This window comes from Phytopseudomonas straminea (assembly GCF_900112645.1).
Taxonomy (GTDB): Bacteria; Pseudomonadota; Gammaproteobacteria; order Pseudomonadales; family Pseudomonadaceae; genus Aquipseudomonas; species Aquipseudomonas straminea.
The window spans coordinates 58002-76603 of sequence record NZ_FOMO01000004.1; the positions used below are offsets into that span (position 1 = coordinate 58002).

At 62.1% G+C, this 18602-nt stretch carries 18 protein-coding genes and 1 tRNA gene; 8 read left to right on the forward strand and 11 right to left on the reverse strand.

Features of this window, described 5'->3' with window-relative positions; translation table 11 throughout:
- Positions 1 to 44 precede the first annotated feature (44 nt).
- The 3 genes from iscR to trmJ all read right to left on the reverse strand — a co-directional run bounded on the left by iscR (position 45) and on the right by trmJ (position 2255).
- The gene (gene iscR, locus BM279_RS10775; protein WP_013792392.1) at positions 45 to 542 is read right to left on the reverse strand and encodes a Fe-S cluster assembly transcriptional regulator IscR; all 498 of its coding nucleotides are present in this window, start codon (positions 540 to 542) and stop codon (positions 45 to 47) included.
- A gap of 149 nt (positions 543 to 691) precedes the next feature.
- On the reverse strand, positions 692 to 1471 hold the full coding sequence (gene cysE, locus BM279_RS10780; RefSeq protein ID WP_093503612.1) for a serine O-acetyltransferase: 780 nt from the start codon (positions 1469 to 1471) through the stop codon (positions 692 to 694).
- A complete protein-coding gene (gene trmJ, locus BM279_RS10785; RefSeq protein WP_093503614.1) occupies positions 1464 to 2255 on the reverse strand; it encodes a tRNA (cytosine(32)/uridine(32)-2'-O)-methyltransferase TrmJ in 792 nt (263 codons plus the stop codon). The genes cysE and trmJ overlap by 8 nt, the downstream gene beginning before the upstream one ends.
- Before the next feature lie 128 nt (positions 2256 to 2383).
- Between trmJ and suhB the strand changes: the two genes are divergently transcribed.
- Positions 2384 to 3199, forward strand: coding sequence for a type III secretion system regulator SuhB (suhB, locus tag BM279_RS10790; protein WP_093503616.1), 816 nt, complete (start codon positions 2384 to 2386; stop codon positions 3197 to 3199).
- Between the two features lie 112 nt (positions 3200 to 3311).
- On the opposite strand, the gene BM279_RS10795 is transcribed toward suhB, so the two are convergent.
- From BM279_RS10795 to queA, 6 genes are all read right to left on the reverse strand, one after another.
- Positions 3312 to 3854, reverse strand: coding sequence for a glycine zipper 2TM domain-containing protein (locus BM279_RS10795; RefSeq protein WP_093503618.1), 543 nt, complete (start codon positions 3852 to 3854; stop codon positions 3312 to 3314).
- Positions 3855 to 3980: 126 nt separating this feature from the next.
- Complete coding sequence (gene secF / locus BM279_RS10800; protein ID WP_093503620.1) at positions 3981 to 4901, reverse strand: protein translocase subunit SecF; 921 nt, start codon at positions 4899 to 4901, stop codon at positions 3981 to 3983.
- A gap of 10 nt (positions 4902 to 4911) precedes the next feature.
- Positions 4912 to 6780, reverse strand: a complete 1869-nt coding sequence (gene secD, locus BM279_RS10805; RefSeq protein WP_093503622.1) for a protein translocase subunit SecD — start codon at positions 6778 to 6780, stop codon at positions 4912 to 4914.
- Positions 6781 to 6853: 73 nt separating this feature from the next.
- The gene (yajC, locus tag BM279_RS10810) at positions 6854 to 7189 is read right to left on the reverse strand and encodes a preprotein translocase subunit YajC (protein ID WP_070887893.1); all 336 of its coding nucleotides are present in this window, start codon (positions 7187 to 7189) and stop codon (positions 6854 to 6856) included.
- 38 nt (positions 7190 to 7227) lie between these two features.
- Entirely contained in the window at positions 7228 to 8343 is a 1116-nt protein-coding gene (gene tgt, locus BM279_RS10815; RefSeq protein WP_208604535.1) for a tRNA guanosine(34) transglycosylase Tgt, read from the reverse strand.
- Between the two features lie 14 nt (positions 8344 to 8357).
- The gene (gene queA, locus BM279_RS10820) at positions 8358 to 9407 is read right to left on the reverse strand and encodes a tRNA preQ1(34) S-adenosylmethionine ribosyltransferase-isomerase QueA (RefSeq protein WP_093504256.1); all 1050 of its coding nucleotides are present in this window, start codon (positions 9405 to 9407) and stop codon (positions 8358 to 8360) included.
- 113 nt (positions 9408 to 9520) lie between these two features.
- On the opposite strand from queA, the gene BM279_RS10825 reads away from it, so the two are divergent.
- The 3 genes from BM279_RS10825 to BM279_RS10835 all read left to right on the forward strand — a co-directional run bounded on the left by BM279_RS10825 (position 9521) and on the right by BM279_RS10835 (position 10753).
- Positions 9521 to 9605: transfer RNA gene (locus BM279_RS10825), tRNA-Leu, on the forward strand.
- Between the two features lie 343 nt (positions 9606 to 9948).
- Positions 9949 to 10161 carry a cold-shock protein gene (locus tag BM279_RS10830; protein WP_003284681.1) on the forward strand — a complete coding sequence of 71 codons (213 nt, stop codon included), beginning with the start codon at positions 9949 to 9951 and terminating at the stop codon, positions 10159 to 10161.
- A gap of 97 nt (positions 10162 to 10258) precedes the next feature.
- The gene (locus tag BM279_RS10835; RefSeq protein ID WP_093503626.1) at positions 10259 to 10753 is read left to right on the forward strand and encodes an RDD family protein; all 495 of its coding nucleotides are present in this window, start codon (positions 10259 to 10261) and stop codon (positions 10751 to 10753) included.
- Between the two features lie 71 nt (positions 10754 to 10824).
- Here the strand turns inward: BM279_RS10835 and lptG are convergent, their stop codons facing one another.
- Positions 10825 to 11886, reverse strand: coding sequence for an LPS export ABC transporter permease LptG (gene lptG / locus BM279_RS10840; RefSeq protein ID WP_093504258.1), 1062 nt, complete (start codon positions 11884 to 11886; stop codon positions 10825 to 10827).
- Entirely contained in the window at positions 11879 to 12991 is a 1113-nt protein-coding gene (gene lptF / locus BM279_RS10845) for an LPS export ABC transporter permease LptF (protein ID WP_093503628.1), read from the reverse strand. Before lptF ends, lptG begins: the two co-directional genes overlap by 8 nt.
- Before the next feature lie 144 nt (positions 12992 to 13135).
- Here lptF and BM279_RS10850 point away from each other — a divergent pair, with 144 nt between their 5' ends.
- The 4 genes from BM279_RS10850 to BM279_RS10865 all read left to right on the forward strand — a co-directional run bounded on the left by BM279_RS10850 (position 13136) and on the right by BM279_RS10865 (position 18531).
- Positions 13136 to 14626, forward strand: coding sequence for a leucyl aminopeptidase (locus tag BM279_RS10850; RefSeq protein WP_093503630.1), 1491 nt, complete (start codon positions 13136 to 13138; stop codon positions 14624 to 14626).
- Between the two features lie 111 nt (positions 14627 to 14737).
- A complete protein-coding gene (locus BM279_RS10855) occupies positions 14738 to 15157 on the forward strand; it encodes a DNA polymerase III subunit chi (protein ID WP_075931330.1) in 420 nt (139 codons plus the stop codon).
- 9 nt (positions 15158 to 15166) lie between these two features.
- The gene (locus tag BM279_RS10860; RefSeq protein WP_075935462.1) at positions 15167 to 15574 is read left to right on the forward strand and encodes a DNA polymerase III subunit chi; all 408 of its coding nucleotides are present in this window, start codon (positions 15167 to 15169) and stop codon (positions 15572 to 15574) included.
- 125 nt (positions 15575 to 15699) lie between these two features.
- Positions 15700 to 18531: a valine--tRNA ligase gene (locus BM279_RS10865; RefSeq protein ID WP_093503632.1), complete on the forward strand. Its 2832-nt coding sequence runs from the start codon at positions 15700 to 15702 to the stop codon at positions 18529 to 18531.
- Positions 18532 to 18602: the final 71 nt, after the last annotated feature.

Consider the following 18602-nt stretch of genomic DNA (forward strand, 5'->3'; position numbering starts at 1 on the left):
TTTCGGTATCTCCTAATCAGGTATCAGGCCGGCGCCTTGCGTGCTCAATCGACGGTGGACGCTTCAATCTTATCCAGATGCTGCGCCCTGCCGTTGCTGGCACAGCGACGTTGATCCTGGCGCTGGGCGACTTCCTGCACTTCGCGGCGTGTGACCAGATCGGCCAGGCTGATGCCGCTGAGAAACTCGTGAATCTGCTGGCTCAGGTCGCACCACAGATGGTGGGTCAGACAGATGTCGCCGGAGTGGCAACCGCCCTGCCCCTGGCAGCGCGTGGCATCGACCGATTCGTTGACCGCGTCGATCACTTCGGCGACCTGGATACCCTGCATGTTGCGCGACAGCTGATAACCACCGCCCGGCCCGCGAACGCTGGAGACCAGGCTGCCACGGCGCAGCTTGGCGAAGAGCTGCTCGAGGTAGGAAAGGGAAATACCCTGACGCTCGGAGATATCGGCGAGGGATACCGGGCCATCCTGCGCATGCAGCGCCAGATCGAGCATGGCAGTCACGGCGTAGCGGCCTTTGGTAGTCAGTCGCATGAAGGGTTACCAAGGATTCACAATGTGGGGCGATTATCTGCTTTTCCGAGTATTTGAGTCAACTATAAGACCAACCAAATTACTCGGATTTAGCTCCGCCACCCGTCAAAACTGGCGGCGGATCATAGCAAAGCCAGGCCTGCCCCGCATCACGCAGCCGGCTTGTCACCCTGATCTTTGCAGACGCCTGCGAAGTCCTCGTCACGCAATTGCGGCATGTCCTTGGCGCAGTAGTCGCTGCCCAGCTTGCCCAGGGCGCCGCAAATGCCTTCGAGGCGGTTGTCAACCGCATGCAAATGATCGAGCAATTGACCGATCGCGCGCGCCACCGGGTCGGGCATGTCCTGACTGACCCCGTAGGCGTCGAAGCCCAGCTTGTCGGCCATGGCCTGGCGCTGCGCCTCGAGCCCGTCATCACCCTTGACGATGATCTTGGCCGGAATACCGACCGCGGTGGCACCCGCCGGCACCGCCTTGGTGACCACAGCATTGGAGCCGATCTTGGCGCCCGCTCCCACGGTGAACGGGCCGAGCACCTTGGCGCCGGCACCGACCACCACACCATCTTCGAGGGTCGGATGGCGCTTGCCCTTGTTCCAACTGGTACCGCCCAGGGTCACGCCTTGGTAGAGCGTCACGTCGTCACCGATCTCGGCGGTCTCACCGATGACAATGCCCATGCCGTGGTCGATGAAGAACCGCCGGCCGATCACTGCTCCCGGATGAATCTCGATGCCGGTCAGCCAGCGACTGAAATTCGACACGCCACGCGCCAGCCACTTCCAGCCGGAAGTCCAAAGCGCATGCGCGGCGCGATGCAGCCACACGGCGTGCAGCCCGGGATAGCAGGTAACCACCTCGAAGGCATTGCGCGCCGCCGGATCACGATGGAATACGCCCTGGATATCTTCCCGCATGCGCTCAAACATCAGTCTTTCCCCGTTTGTGGTGCTCACCGCGCGCCGCCTTGAGAGTCTCGGTCAGGATGCCGCGCAAGATATTCATTTCCAGCCGGGTCACCTCGGCGCGCCCGTACAGACGGCGCAGGCGACTCATCAAATGTCGAGGGCTGGCGGGATCGAGAAAGCCGATTTCCACCAGCGATTTTTCCAGATGCCCGTAAAAGGATTCCATCTCGTCTGCCGTCACCGGTAGATCGCCCTCCTCGACAGCCACTTCTTGGCGAGGCGCGACCGGCGCGCTTTCAAGAGCCAGGGCCGCCATGCGCACTTCGTAGGTCAGCACCTGCACGGCAGCCGCAAGATTCAGCGAGCTGAACGCCGGGTCGGAGGGAATATGCACGTGAAAATGACAGCGTTGCAGCTCTTCGTTGGTCAGGCCCGCATGCTCACGACCGAACACCAGCGCCACCTCACCGCCTTCAACCGACTTCTGCAGCGCAGCCACGCCGCACTCGCGCGGATCGATCAATGGCCAGGGAATGCGCCGTTCCCGCGCACTGGTGCCAAAGGCCAGACTGCAACCGACCAGCGCATCTTCGAGACAGGACACCACCTGAGCAGAATCGAGGATATCGGTAGCGCCAGAGGCACGTGCTACGGCTTCCTCACTGGGAAACTGGCGCGGATCGACCAGTACCAACCGCGACAGCCCCATGTTTTTCATGGCCCTGGCCACCCCGCCGATATTGCCGGGATGACTGGTATTGACCAGTACCACTCGAATGTTCTGCAGCAAGGTAGACGCCCGCATCGGATAAATGAGGTGACAAATCTTACAGAAGCACCCTCCTTTGTGTCATGCAGGACACCGACGGCACTTCATGCCACGGGCTTTTCTGCTAGAATGGCCGGCTTTATTACGACCCCAGGTGAACTTCCATGCAGCCCATGCTGAACATCGCGCTGCGCGCAGCCCGTAGCGCCGGTGAAATGATCTTCCGCTCAATCGAACGCCTGGACGTCATCTCCGTAGATGAAAAGGACGCCAAGGACTACGTGACCGAGATCGACCGCTCGGCCGAGTTGATGATCGTCCAGGCCCTGCGCAAGGCCTACCCGACCCACAGCTTCCTCGGTGAGGAAGGCGGCCTGCTCGAAGGCAGCGGCGAAGGCGCCGACTATCAGTGGATCATCGACCCGCTCGATGGCACCACCAACTTCGTGCGCGGCGTTCCGCATTTCGCCGTCAGCCTGGCCTGCAAATACCGCGGCCGTCTGGAGCACGCCGTGATAATCGATCCGGTTCGCCAGGAAGAATTCACCGCCAGCCGCGGCCGCGGCGCTGCGCTGAACGGCCGTCGCCTGCGCGTTAGTAACCGCAAGAGCCTGGACGGCGCCCTCCTCGGCACCGGCTTCCCGTTCCGCAACGACCAGCTCGATAACCTCGAGAACTACCTGGGCATGTTCCGTAGCCTGGTCGGCCAGACCGCCGGCGTACGCCGCGCCGGCGCTGCCAGCCTCGACCTGGCCTATGTGGCTGCCGGCCGCTTCGATGCTTTCTGGGAATTCGGCCTGTCCGAGTGGGACATGGCTGCCGGCGCCCTGCTGATCCAGGAAGCGGGCGGCTTGGTCAGCGACTTCAGCGGTGGCCACGAATTCCTCGAGAAGGGCCAGATCGTTGCCGGTAACACCAAGTGCTTCAAGGCCGTGCTGACCGCGATTCAGCCGCACCTGTCGGCATCCATGAAACGCTGAGCTATCGAACTCTAGCGAGTTGGACCTAAAAAAAACCGGCCGAAAGCCGGTTTTTTATTACCCAAGAAAAAGGCGCTCCTGGGAGCGCCTTCTCTACATCACGACAACCGGATTATTCTTCCGAATCGGAATCCGCCAGCACCAGCTTGCCGTCGCGAACCGGGATCTTGCTGCCCGGCTCTTCATCCATGCGCACCCGGCCGATCTTGCCGTCCAGGTCGTATTTCACGTCATAGCCAACGATCTTCTCACTGGTGTCGTTGACGGTTTTGCAGCGGGTTTCGGTGGTGGTGTAGGTATCACGTGCCTGCATACCTTCCTGCACCTTGTTGCCAGCGTAACCGCCGCCCACTGCACCCGCCACGGTGGCGATCTTCTTGCCGTTACCGCCACCTACCTGGTTGCCCAGCAGGCCACCCACCACGGCGCCGATAGCGGTACCGGCGATCTGATGCTGATCCTGCACCGGACGCTGACGGGTCACGGCTACATCGCGGCATTCTTCACGCGGGGTCTTGATGGTCTCGGTCACCGGCTTGACTGCCAGAACCTCGGCGTACTTGGGCGCGCTCACCATGCTGTAGGTCGCCACAGCGCCGCCAGCAGTGACACCGACGGCACCCAGCACAGCACCAACCAACAATGACTTGTTCATGCGATTCTCCTGATCACAACTTCGGCGCCTGTATGCGCCCTACTCCCAGCCTTGGAAATGCAAAACGGGCGACAAGTTCCCTTGTCGCCCGTTTTATGCGGCGTGAAATGGTAAACGCATCACGCCTTAAGGGCGCTCATCCACACCTTCTGCAGTGGCTGCAGGCGGAATCAGATCCTCTGAGGTCAGCTTCAGCCAGATCAGCACCGGGGCGCTGATGTAGACCGAGGAATAAGTACCGACCACGACACCGATCAGCAGGGTCAGCGCGAAGCCGGCCAGACTGTCACCACCGAAAACCAGCAGGGCGACAAGTGCCATGGCGGTCGAGGTGGAGGTCGCGATGGTACGCAACAGGGTCTGGGTGACCGATACGTCGATATTCTCGATGATGTCGGCCTTGCGCAGCATCCGGAAGTTCTCGCGAATGCGATCGTAGATGATGATGGTGTCGTTCAGCGAGTAACCCAGCATCGCCAGCACTGCCGCCATCACCGTCAGGTCGAACGGCACCTGGAAGAACGCCAGGATGCCGAGGGTGACGATCACGTCGTGAGCCAGCGAGGCAATGGCGCCAACGCCGAATTTCCACTGAAAGCGGAACGCCAGGTACAGCAGGATGCCGCCCAGGGCCAGCAGCATGGCCAGGCCACCCTGGTCACGCAGCTCCTCGCCCACTTGCGGACCGACGAACTCGACGCGCTTGACCTCGAAAGAAGTCTCGGTATCGATATTGCGCAGCGCGCCAGCGACCTGATTGCCCAGATCGGGCGAGTCGCCGGCCAGACGAACCAGCACGTCAGTGGTGGAGCCGAAACTCTGCACCACGGCGTCGGCATAACCGGCCTGACCCAGCTCGCGCTTGATCAGCTCCAGATCGGCCGGCTTCTCGTAAGTCAGCTCGATCAGCGTACCGCCGGTGAAATCCAGGCCAAAGTTGAGGCCATGCTTGAACAGGCTACCCAGGCCAATAAGGCTGATAACCACGGTGATGGCGAACGCGACGTTGCGTATTGCCATGAACGGAATGCGGGATGGAAGTTTCATAGCCTTCACCTCAAATCCACAGTTTCTTGAAGTTACGGCCACCGAAGATCAGGTTAACCATGCCTCGGGTGAACATGATCGCGGTGAACATCGAGGTGATGATCCCGATCGACAGCGTGACGGCGAAGCCCTTGATCGGCCCGGTCCCCAACCCGAACAGGATCGCACCGACCAGCAGCGTGGTCAGGTTACTGTCGAGAATCGCGGTGTAGGCACGGTCGAAGCCTTCGTGGATGGCGCGCTGTACCGACAGTCCATTATTGAGCTCCTCGCGAATACGCGAGTAGATCAGTACGTTAGCGTCGACCGCCATACCCAGCGTCAGCACGATACCGGCGATACCCGGCAGGGTCAGGGTGGCACCGATCACCGACATCAGACCGACCAGCAGGGTCAAGTTGAACGCCAGGGCGATGGTGGCCAGGAAGCCGAAGAAGCGGTAGATGCAGATCATGAACAGCGACACGAAGATCATCGCCCACTCGGTGGACTCGATGCCCTTGACGATGTTCTCGGCACCCAGGCTCGGACCGATGGTGCGCTCTTCGGCGAAGTACATTGGTGCGGCCAGACCACCGGCACGCAGCAGCAGCGCCAACTCGGAGGACTCACCCTGTCCGTTCAGGCCGGTGATGCGGAATTGACTGCCCAGCGGCGACTGAATGGTTGCCAGGCTGATGATCTGCTTCTCTTCCTTGAAGGAGTCGACCTGCACTTCCTTCTCGACGCCGTCGACCATCTGCTTCACGTAGCGGGTCAGCGGGCGTTGTTCGATGAAGATCACCGCCATGCTGCGACCCACGTTGCTGCGGGTAGCGCGGTTCATCAGATCACCGCCATGGCCATCCAGACGGATGTTGACCTGCGGACGGCCGTTCTCGTCAAAACTTGCCTGAGCATCGGTAACCTGGTCACCGGTGATGATCAGCTCACGTTCGAGCTGAACCGGCGGGCGACCTTCCTCGCGGAAGCCGAACTGCTCGGTGGTGCCGCGCGGCGCATTCGGGTCGGCCGCCAGACGAAATTCCAGGTTGGCGGTCTTGCCGAGAATACGCTTGGCTTCGGCGGTGTCCTGCACGCCCGGCAGCTCGACCACGATGCGGTTCGCGCCCTGGCGCTGCACCAGCGGCTCGGCGACGCCCAGCTCGTTGACCCGGTTGCGCACCGTAGTCAGGTTCTGGCGGATCGAATATTCGCGGATTTCGGCGATCTTGGCCGGCGTCATGGTCACGCGCAGCACTTGCTGGCCGCCACGCTCCTGCGCCTCGAGGTTGAAATCCTTGTAATCCTTGCGGATCAGCTGTTCGGCCTTGGCCAGGGTGTCGGCATCAGCGAAGCCCAGCTGAATGGCGCCACCTTGCTGCGGCATGCTGCGATAACGCACACGTTCCTTGCGCAGCAGGCTCTTGATCTCACCCTCGTAGACTTGGCGACGGACTTCCAGGGCCTTGTCCATGTCGACTTCGAGCAGGAAGTGCACACCGCCGGAGAGATCGAGACCGAGTTTCATCGGGCTGGCGCCAACCTTGCGCAGCCACTCGGGAGTGGTCTGGGCCAGGTTCAGGGCTACCACGAAGTTGTCGCCCAGTACCTTGCGCACGACATCCTTGGCCGGCAGCTGATCGCCCTGGCTGACCAGGCGAATCAGACCGCTACGGCCGTGCTCGCCAACGCTCGCCGCCTTGACCTCAAGACCCGCCTCGGTCAGCGCCTTGCTGACGCGGTCGAGGTCAGCCTCGGTGATGGTCTGCGCCGAACTGGCCCCGCTGATCTGGATCGCCGGGTCATCGGGGTAAAGGTTGGGTGCGGAATAAATCAGACTGACGATCAGCACAGCTGCGATCAGCAGGTACTTCCACAAAGGGTATTTGTTGAGCATGAATGACGCCGCCCGCTTATGACGCGGGGCGCAATATGCGCCCCGCGGGATGGATGAAACTGGAACAGAGGAATTAGATGGCTTTCAGCGTGCCTTTCGGCAGAGTTGCCGCAACGGCTGCTTTCTGGATCTTCAGCTCGACGGTGTCGGACACTTCGATGACCACGAAGTCGTCGCTGACCTTGGAAACCTTGCCGGCGATGCCGCCGCTGGTTACCACTTCGTCACCCTTCTGCAGATTGCCGAGCAGGTTCTTGTGCTCCTTGGCGCGCTTGGCCTGAGGGCGCCAGATCATCAGGTAGAAGATGACCAGAAAGCCGATCAGGAAGATCCACTCGAAACCGGTGCCAGCTGGGCCGGCAGCAGGGCCAGCGGCATCAGCGTAGGCAGCGGGAATAAAAAAGCTCATTTGACACTCCTGTTGAAAGATCTTTTGGCCATCGAAAGTCAGTCCAGCGGCGGCGTTGGCAGGCCGCGCCGGGCGTAGAAGGCATCGACAAAGGCGGCCAATGTACCCTGTTGAATTGCCTCGCGCAAACCAGCCATGAGGCGCTGGTAATGGCGCAAGTTGTGGATTGTATTCAACATGCTGCCGAGCATTTCGCCGCACTTATCCAAATGGTGCAGATAGGCACGCGAGAAGTGTTTGCAGGTGTAACAGTCGCAGGTCGGATCCAGCGGCGAGTCGTCGTGACGGTGGAAGGCGTTGCGGATTTTCAGCACGCCGGTGTCGACGAACAGGTGTCCGTTGCGCGCATTGCGGGTCGGCATCACGCAGTCAAACATGTCGACGCCACGACGTACGCCTTCGACCAGGTCTTCGGGCTTGCCGACGCCCATCAGATAACGCGGCTTGTCACCCGGCATCTGCCCTGGCAAGTAGTCGAGCACCTTGATCATTTCTTCCTTCGGCTCACCCACCGACAGACCGCCGATGGCCAGACCATCGAACTCCAGCTCGCTCAGGCCTTCCAGCGAGCGCATGCGCAGCGACTCGTGCATGCCGCCCTGGACGATACCGAACAGCGCCGCGGTACTTTCGCCATGGGCGATCTTGGACCGCTTGGCCCAGCGCAGCGAAAGCTCCATGGAGGTCTTGGCCACGTCGAACTCGGCCGGATAAGGCGTGCACTCGTCGAAGATCATCACGATGTCCGAGCCCAGATCACGCTGCACCTGCATCGACTCCTCCGGCCCCATGAACACCTTGGAGCCGTCGACCGGCGAAGCAAAGGTCACGCCCTCCTCCTTGATCTTGCGCATCGCACCCAGGCTGAACACCTGAAAACCACCGGAATCGGTGAGGATCGGCCCCTGCCACTGCATGAAATCGTGCAGGTCGCCGTGGCGTTTGATCACCTCGGTGCCCGGACGCAACCACAGGTGGAAGGTGTTGCCAAGAATGATCTGCGCGCCGATGGCTTCGATATCGCGCGGCAGCATGCCCTTGACCGTGCCATAGGTGCCCACCGGCATGAACGCCGGGGTTTCCACCACGCCGCGCGGAAATGTCAGGCGGCCGCGACGGGCCTTGCCGTCGGTGGCGAGCAGTTCGAAGGACATGCGGCAGCTGCGCGTCATACTGAAACCTCGGGCCCGCGCGCGGCGGGATTGCGGGTGATGAACATGGCGTCACCGTAACTGAAGAAGCGATAACCCTCGGCCACGGCCTCGGCATAGGCCGCCATGGTTTCGGGGTAGCCGGCGAATGCGGACACCAGCATCAGCAGGGTCGATTCCGGCAGGTGAAAATTGGTGACCAGGGCGTCGACCACATGGAAGGGCCGACCCGGGTAGATGAAGATGTCGGTATCGCCACTGAAGGGCTTGAGCTCGCCATCGCGGGCAGCGCTTTCCAGGGAGCGGACGCTGGTGGTACCCACCGCCACCACCCTACCGCCACGGGCGCGACAGGCCTCAACGGCGTCGACCACGTCCTGGCTGACCTCCAGCCACTCGCTGTGCATATGGTGATCTTCGATACGCTCCACGCGCACCGGCTGGAAGGTACCCGCGCCCACATGCAGGGTGACGAAGGCGCTCTCGACGCCTTTCTCGCGCAGCGCAGCCAGCAGCTCGTCATCGAAATGCAGCCCCGCCGTGGGCGCTGCGACGGCACCGGCTTTCTGCGCATAGACGGTCTGATAACGCTCGCGGTCGGCGGCGTCATCCGGCCTGTCTATATAAGGAGGCAACGGCATGTGCCCGACACGCTCGAGCAGCGGCAGCACCGGCTCCTCGAAACGCAGCTCGAACAACGCATCGTGACGGGCCAGCATCTGCGCCTGGGCGCCGCCATCGATATCGATCAGCGAACCCGGCTTCGGCGACTTGCTCGAACGGATATGGGCCAGCACGCGGTGCTCGTCGAGCACGCGCTCGACCAGGATCTCCAGCTTGCCGCCAGTAGCCTTCTGCCCGAACAGACGTGCCGGGATCACCCGGGTGTTGTTGAACACCATCAGGTCGCCGGGACGCAGGTATTCGAGCAGGTCAGCGAACTGCCGGTGAGCCAGCGCACCACTGGCGCCATCGAGGATCAGCAGTCGGCTGGCACGACGCTCGGCAAGGGGGTGACGGGCGATCCGCTCGTCAGGCAGGTCGAAATGAAAGTCGGCAACGCGCATGATCGGAAGTGTGTCGTACTGCAGGGCGGAGCAGCTTACCGGAATTCCCTGCAAGTGACCACGCGAGCGCATTGACCAATGGCATCTTGCTCCCTATACTGCGCCGCCATTGTGCCCCGGTGGCGGAACCGGTAGACGCGGCGGATTCAAAATCCGTTTTCGAAAGAAGTGGGAGTTCGAGTCTCCCCCGGGGCACCATATATCCTTCAACTGTTGCCAGTTTTTGACAGTTCGCACTGAAACAGTGCCGTGTGTCGCCTCGATGCACTTGCTTGAGCCATTATAAAAACCCATCTGAATCTGCACCAAACACTCACGTAAATTACGTGGGTTTTCGCGTGCCCGAAGGGTTGGCATTTGCGCAAAAGTTAGCGTAGAGTTCAGCCACTGTGTTTGCATGGGTCGCCGAGAATCGTGACCTGATGCAGTAGATCGCCCTAGATCCGCTACATCCCGTTCGACTTCCATCACTCCTTGCAACCAGTCTTCAGTCCTCTACACATGGAGGCTGTCATCAACTCAAGTTCCAAGGATAAGAGACATGTCGAATCGTCAGAACGGTACCGTCAAGTGGTTTAACGACGAGAAAGGTTTTGGTTTTATCACTCCAGAAAGCGGTCCGGATCTGTTCGTACATTTCCGCGCTATCGAAGGTAACGGCTTCAAGAGCCTGAAAGAAGGCCAGAAAGTTAGCTTCGTTGCTGTACAAGGTCAAAAAGGCATGCAGGCTGACCAGGTTCAAATCCAGGAATAAGCCGCTGCTCTAAAAAACCCCTGACTCACGTCAGGGGTTTTTTTATGCCTGCAACTTAGCATCCGTGCTTTAACTGTCATCCACGCGAATCCCGACAATGCCCAACCACGCACTGCGCCCCCAGGGCGATTTCCCTTCGGCAGGCCTCGGCCGGCGCCTGGCCGCCATGCTATATGACAGCTTTCTGTGCATCGCCCTGCTGATCGTCGTGGGTTTTGTCTACAAGCTGATTCAGATGGCCATCTATGGCGAAGCGCAGTTGCGGCAATGGGCCGACGCCGGCGCCCTGGATCATGACCCGCTGCTTTCCAGCCTGCTATTGCTGAGCCTGTTCGGCTTCTTCGCCAAGTTCTGGACCCACGGCGGTCAGACCCTGGGCATGCAGGTGTGGGGCATTCGCGTCCAGAACGCGGACGGCACAGCGATCAGTCTCTGGCAGGCGCTGATGCGTTTCCTGGTCGCGATGGCGTCCTGGCTGGCGCTGGGACTGGGCTTTCTATGGGTGCTGATCGACAAGCGCAAGCGCAGCTGGCACGACCTGTACTCGAACAGCATCATCGTGCGCCTGCCCAAGCAGGCGCATCGCAAATGAAGAGCGCTGGAAGCTTGAAGAAGAAATGAAACGGCGTGCCCTCTCCCATTAAAGGAAAGGGCACGCGTCGATCAGCCAGCCCGGCGTAGCAGCCAGAGCCCGGCGATAGCACAGATGCTCGCCGGGATCAGCACGGCCAGCAGCGGCGAGAAGCCGAAGACCTGACTCGATGGCCCCAGCAGATCCTGAGCGATGCGGAACACGAAGCCCACCAACACACCAGTGAACACGCGCTGGCCGAGGGTGACCGAACGCAGCGGGCCGAAGATGAAGGAAATCGCCATCAGCACCAGTGCGGCGGTGACCAGCGGCTGCAACACCTTCGTCCAGAACGCCAGCCAGTAATTGCTGTTGTTCAGCCCCTGCTCCTTCAGATAGTGGATATAGCTCCACAAGCCGGTAATGGACAGTGCCTCGGGCTCCAGCACTACGGTGCCGAGCAGCTGCGGGCTGAGCTGGATATCCCAGCGCTCGGTCGGCGCCTTGACGACCTCGGTGCGACGATCATGGAACAACGTGGTCGTCACATCCTCCAGTTCCCAATAGTTGCCTTCGTAGGTGGCCCGGCGCGCGAAGCTGGAAGCTTCCAGACGGCGCTCGCCATCGAAGCGATAACGGGTCACCCCGAACAGCACACCGCTTGGCTGCACGGCGTTGATATGCACGAACTCCTGGCCCTGGCGGTGCCACATGCCGCGCTTGGCGGTCTGCGCCTCGCCACCACCCTGAGCCATGGCACGGCTTGCCTGGGCCTGGTTTTCGGTCCAGGGCGCCACGTACTCGCCGATCAGGATGCCGACCAGCATCAGCGCCAGCATCGGCTTCATCACGCCCCAGACGATGCGCCCGATAGACACACCGGCCGCACGCATGATGGTCAGCTCGCTGTTGCTGGCCAGGGTACCCAGACCGATCAGGCAGCCCACCAGCGCCGCCATCGGCAGCATGTCGTAAATGCGCCGCGGTGCGGTCAGGAATACGTACCACAGCGCATCACCGATGCCGTAGTTGCCTTCGATATCGCCCAACTCGTCGATGAGCGCGAACAGCAGGGCCAGGCCAACGATGATGCCGAGCACAGCCAGAATAGCGAACAGCACCTGTACGCCGATGTAACGATCCAGCTTAGACACGCGCATTCTCCCGACGGCTAACCAACTTCAGACGCAGCGGCTCCCAATAAAGCAGCGCCAGGCCAACCAGCAGGAACAGCAGGTGCACGCCCCACAGCCCGATGTAGGGCGAAATACGCCCCTTATCCAAGGCGCTGCGCGCGGCCACCAGCAGCCCCAGGTAAGTCATGTACAAGAGAATCGCCGGCAACAGCTTGAGGAAGCGACCCTGGCGCGGATTGACCCGCGACAGCGGCACGGCCATCAGGGTGACGATGAACACCAGCAGCGGAATGGACAGACGCCATTGCAGCTCGGACTGCATGCGCGGCTCGTCGCTGCCGAACAGCTGCGAGGTCGGAATCGCCTCGCGCTCGCTGATGTCCGCCGCCACCGAAGGTTTGGGCAGCAGCACACCGTAGGTGTCGTACTGGATCACCCGGTAATCGGCCTGGCCCGGATTGCCGTCATAGCGGTAACCGTTCTCCAGAATCAGGTAGCGGCTGCCGTCGGGCTGCACTTCCTGGCGGCCACTCTCGGCGACCAGCACGCTAATGCCGCGATCCTTGTCGCCTTCGCGGGACACGCGCTTGTCGGAAATGAAGATGCCGCCCAATTCGGTGCGATCGTCCGACAGCTCACGGGTGTAGGTGACCCGCGAGCCGTTGCGCATAGACTGGAAGCGCCCGGGCACCAGGGTATCGAACTCGGTCAAAGCGTCCTGCTGATTGAGGATCTTCGCCACCTGGGTCACGCCTTGAGGCGCCAGACCCATGCTCAGCCACGCCACCAGCAGGGCCACCACGGTGGCCGGCGCCAGGCTGTAGAGAAACAGCCGCTGCTGGCTCATGCCGGTGGCCGACAGCACGGTCATCTCGCTGTCCAGGTACAGCCGTCCATACGCCAGCAAAAAGCCCAGGAACAGGCCCAGCGGCAGGATCAGCTGCAGGAAACCGGGCAAGCGAAAGCCCATGATCAAAAACAGCACGCTCGGATCGAGTACACCTTGGGCCGCCTGGGCCAGGTACTTGATGAAGCGGCCACTCATGATGATTACCAGCAGTACGGCGCTCACCGCACTCAGGGTAACCAGAACCTCTCGGGACAAATATCGGAAGACGATCAAACAGACACTCCAGGGTTGTCAGGCTCAGGCGGCTGTGCTCAAACTAGCCGAACTGCATGCTGGCGCGCACTTTCAAGCGAACCGGCCGAAAAATTTGTCGTCATTATCCTGAATTCGCGACTCGTTGTCTTGGGGACACCACGCATGGAATTTCTCGTCAAAAGCGCTCGCCCGGAAACACTGAAAACCGCCACTCTGATCATCCCTGTTGGTGAAGGCGGCAAACTCGCCGCTACCGCCAAGGCCGTGGACGCAGCCAGCGGCGGCGCTATTGCTGCCCTGCTCAAGCGCGGCGACCTGGCCGGCAAGCCTGGCCAGACCCTGCTGGTTCACGGTGTAGCCAACCTCAAGGCCGAGCGCGTACTGCTGGTGGGCACCGGTAAAGACGCCGAACTGTCTGACCGCCAACTGCGCAAATTGATCGCCTCTGTTTATGGCGTGCTGAAAACCCTGGGCGGCAGCGATGCGCTGCTGGCCCTGCAGGATTTGCAGGTAAAGGGTCGCGATGCTTACGGCAAAGCCCGCCTCATTGTCGAAAGTCTGGTCGATGCCGGCTATCAGTTCGACCGTTTCAAGAGCCAGAAGGCCACGCCCGGCGCTCTGAAGAAGATCACCCTGATCACCGACAAGGCCGACACCGCCGCCGTCGAGCGCGCCACCCGCGAAGCGCGCGCCATCGCCGTCGGCATGGCGCTGACCAAGGATCTGGGCAACCTGCCGCCGAACATCTGCCACCCCAGCTACCTCGCCGAGCAGGCCAAGGAACTGGGCAAGGCGCACAAGAACCTCAAGGTCGAAATCCTCGACGAGAAGAAACTGCAGGCCCTCGGCGCCGGCGCCTTCCTGGCCGTCGGCCAGGGCAGCGAGCAGCCGCCGCGCATGATCGTTATGCAGTACAACGGCGGCAAGAAAGGCCAGAAGCCCCACGCCCTCGTCGGTAAAGGCATTACCTTCGACACCGGCGGCATCAGCATCAAGCCGGCCGCCGGCATGGATGAAATGAAGTACGACATGGGCGGCGCTGCCAGCGTGTTCGGCACCCTGCGCGCCGTGCTCGAACTGCAACTGCCGATCAACCTGGTGTGCCTGCTGGCCTGCGCGGAGAACATGCCGAGCGGCGGCGCCACCCGCCCGGGCGACATCGTCACCACCATGAGCGGCCAGACCGTGGAAATCCTCAACACCGACGCCGAAGGCCGCCTGGTGCTGTGCGACACCCTGACCTACGCCGAGCGCTTCAAGCCGCAATCGGTGATCGACATCGCCACCCTTACTGGCGCCTGCATCGTCGCCCTGGGCAGCAACGTCTCGGGCCTGATGGGCAACGACGACGAACTGGTCAACCAGATCCTCGCCGCCGGCCGCCAGGCCGACGACCGCGCCTGGCAACTGCCGCTGTACGATGAATACCAGGAGCAACTGGACAGCCCGTTCGCCGACATCGCCAACATAGGCGGGCCGAAAGCCGGCACCATCACCGCCGGCTGCTTCCTGTCGCGCTTCACCAAGGCCTACAAGTGGGCGCACCTGGATATCGCCGGCACCGCCTGGATCAGCGGCGGCAAGGACAAGGGCGCCACTGGCCGCCCGGTGCCATTGCTGACTCAGTACCTGCTCGACCGCGTACAGGCCTGACCACCAGCGATGTGAGAGCGGCCGCCCTGGCCGCCCTCTTCACCACACGACAATACTGCCCACCGTGCTTTTCGCTTGAAGCTTGCCGCTTGAAGCCCGACACTTGCCGCCATGCCCCGAATCGAATTCTACGTACTGTCGTCGGCCACCCCAGCCGAACGCCTGCGCGCTGCCTGCCAGCTTGCCGGCAAAGCCTGGCGAGCCGGCTTGCCGGTGTTCCTGCGCGGTCGCGACAGCGCGCAATGCAACGAACTCGACGAGCTGCTCTGGCGAGCCCGCCAGGAAAGCTTCATCCCCCACGGCCTGCATCAGGATGATCCGCACGGACCGGTGGTGATCGGCCTGGACGAAGAGCCCGCGGCGCAGCAAGCAGTGCTGATCAACCTCAGCAGCACGCTCAGCCCGCATATCGACCGTTTCAGCCGGGTGATCGAGATCGTCAACCAGGAACCCGACCTGCTGACCGCCTGCCGGGAGAATTTCCGCAGTTACCGGCAGCGCGGCTATGATCCCAAACGTGTCGAACTGTAGACCCCTGCCATGGACAACCTGAACCCTCCCCACAAACCCGGCGCCCTGCTCAGCGATCTCGAATCGATTCGCGAACTGCTCGATGACGACCTCGACCCGCCGCTACTCACTGACAAGTTCGACCCGGACGACATCCCCGTACTCTCCGACGTGGTACGCGCCCCCGAACCGGTTCTCGCCGCGCAACCCGCCGTTCCGGTCAGCGCCGCCGGCATCGCTTCCGAGGACGAGCTGCGCCAGACCGTGCAACGCGCCATTGGCCGTGACAACGAGATCAATCGCCTGGACACCGAGCTGCGCGCCGCGGCACAACTGCTGCTGCAGGATGTGATCGACGACTTCGTGCCGCAGATCGAGGCCGAACTCAAGCGCCGCTTGCAGGCACGTCTCAACCGCCTGCTGCCTCCACGTCGCTGACCCTCCCCCTGCCCTGACAGCGTTTTCCCGCTCGACCGATAGCCGCGAGAGCGGAAGAAAACTGCGCGGCGGTTGGTTATACTGCTCGGCTTTTCCGATCAGACGCCAGAAGGGTCCCGCCGCGCATGGACAAGACCTACCAGCCCCACGCCATCGAAACCGCCCTGTACGAAAACTGGGAGGCGAAGGGCTACTTCGCTCCGCAGGGTTCGGGTGAGCCCTACACCATCATGATCCCGCCGCCGAACGTCACCGGCAGCCTGCACATGGGCCACGGTTTCAACAACGCGATCATGGACGCGCTGATCCGTTTCCGCCGCATGCAGGGCCGCAACACCCTGTGGCAGCCGGGTACCGACCACGCCGGTATCGCCACCCAGATGGTGGTGGAGCGTCAACTGGCCGCCCAAGGCATCGACCGCCACGATCTGGGCCGCGAGAAGTTCTTAGGCAAGGTCTGGGAATGGAAGAACGAGTCCGGTGGCACCATCACCCGGCAGATCCGCCGCCTGGGCAGCTCGGTGGACTGGTCGCGCGAGCGCTTCACCATGGATGACGGCCTGTCCGAAGCGGTCAAGGAAGCCTTCGTGCGTCTGCACGAGGACGGCCTGATCTACCGCGGCAAGCGCCTGGTCAACTGGGACACCAAGTTCCACACTGCGATCTCCGACCTCGAAGTGGAAAACCACGACGAGAAGGGCCACCTGTGGAACCTGCGCTACCCGTTGGCCGACGGCAACAAGACCGCCGAAGGCAACGACTACCTGATCGTCGCCACCACCCGCCCGGAAACCCTGCTCGGTGACGCCGCCGTGGCCGTGCACCCGGAAGACGAACGCTACAAGGCGCTGATCGGCCAGTACGTCGAGCTGCCACTGGTAGGCCGCCGCATCCCGATCATCGCCGACGATTATTGCGACCCGGAGTTCGGCACCGGCTGCGTGAAGATCACCCCGGCCCACGACTTCAACGACTACGAAGTCGGCAAGCGCCACAACCTGCCGCTGATCAACATCTTCGACAAGGACGCCGCCGTCCTGCCGGGCGCGCAGATCTTCAACCTCGACGGCAGCGTCAACGCCCTGCTCGACGCCAGCCTGCCCGCTGCCTACGCCGGCCTGGATCGCTTCGAGGCACGCAAGCGCATCGTCGCCGACATCGACACCCTGGGCCTGCTGGACAAGATCGATGACCATGCCCTGAAGGTGCCCAAGGGCGACCGCTCCGGCACCGTCATCGAGCCATGGCTGACCGATCAGTGGTACGTCTCCACCAAACCGCTGGCCGAAAAGGCCATCGCGGTGGTCGAGAGCGGCGAAATCCAGTTCGTGCCCAAGCAGTACGAAAACATGTACTTCAGCTGGATGCGCGACATCCAGGACTGGTGCATCAGCCGTCAGCTGTGGTGGGGCCACCGCATTCCGGCCTGGTACGACGAAGCCGGCAACGTCTACGTGGGCCGCGACGAAGCCGAAGTGCGTGCCAAGCACAGCCTGGGCGATATCGCCCTGCGCCAGGACGATGACGTCCTGGATACCTGGTTCAGCTCCGGTCTGTGGACCTTCTCGACCCTCGGCTGGCCCGAGCAGACCGAGTTCCTGAAGACCTTCCACCCCACCGACGTGCTGGTCACCGGTTTCGACATCATCTTCTTCTGGGTCGCCCGGATGATCATGATGTCCACCCACCTGACCGGACAGATCCCGTTCAAGACCGTCTACGTGCACGGCCTGGTGCGCGACGGCCAGGGCCAGAAGATGTCCAAGTCCAAGGGCAACGTGCTCGACCCGCTGGACATCGTCGACGGCATCGACCTGGAAACCCTGCTGGCCAAACGCACCAGCGGCATGATGCAGCCCAAGCTCGCCGAGAAGATCGCCAAGCAGACCAAGGCCGAATTCCCGGAAGGCATCGCCAGCTACGGCACCGACGCCCTGCGTTTCACCTTCTGTTCGCTGGCCACCACCGGCCGCGACGTGAAGTTCGACATGGGCCGCGTCGAGGGCTATCGCAACTTCTGCAACAAGCTGTGGAACGCCGCCAACTTCGTCATCGAGAACACCGATGGCCAGGACACCGGTGTGAATGGTGAACAAGTCGATCTGTCGCCGGTCGATCGCTGGATCATCTCCGCGCTGCAGCGTTGCGAGCAGGACGTGACCCGACACCTCGACGCCTTCCGCTTCGACCTGGCCACCCAGGCCCTGTACGAATTCGTCTGGGACGAGTACTGCGCCTGGTACTTGGAACTGGTCAAGCCGGTGCTGTGGGACGAGTATGCCCCCATCGAGCGCCAGCGCGGCACCCGCCGCACGCTGGTGCGTGTGCTGGAAGTGATCCTGCGTCTGGCTCACCCGTTCATGCCGTTCATCACCGAAGAGATCTGGCAGCGTATCAAGGGCCAGGCCGGCGTCAGCGGCGAAACGCTGATGCTGCAACCCTGGCCGGTGGCCAACGAAAGCCGCATCGATGCGGCGGCCGAGGGCGACATCGAGTGGGTCAAGCAACTGATGCTCGGCGTACGGCAGATCCGTGGCGAGATGAAGATCTCCATGGCCAAGCGTATCGACGTCATCCTCGCCAACGCCAATGCCGAAGACCTGCGCCGCCTCAACGACAACGCCCCGCTGCTCAACAAGCTGGCCAAGTTCGAGTCGGTGAAGGTGCTCGCTGCCGGCGAGCAAGCGCCGATGTCCGCTACCGCCCTGGTCGGCGACATGCAGGTGCTGGTGCCCATGGCCGGCCTGATCGACAAGGAAGCCGAGCTGGCGCGCCTGGACAAGGAAATCCAGCGCCTGGAAGGCGAAGCCAAGCGGGTTGGCGGCAAGCTGGCCAACGAAGGCTTCGTCGCCAAGGCACCGGCCGAAGTGCTCGAGAAGGAACGCGCCAAGCTGGCCGAGGCCGAGCAGGCCCTTGCCAATCTGCTGGAACAGCGCGGCAAGATCGCCAGCCTGTAAACCATTGCGCTGAAAAAACGGCCCGCCGCGGTAACGACCCGGCGGGCCGTTTTCGTTTATGGGCATGCCGT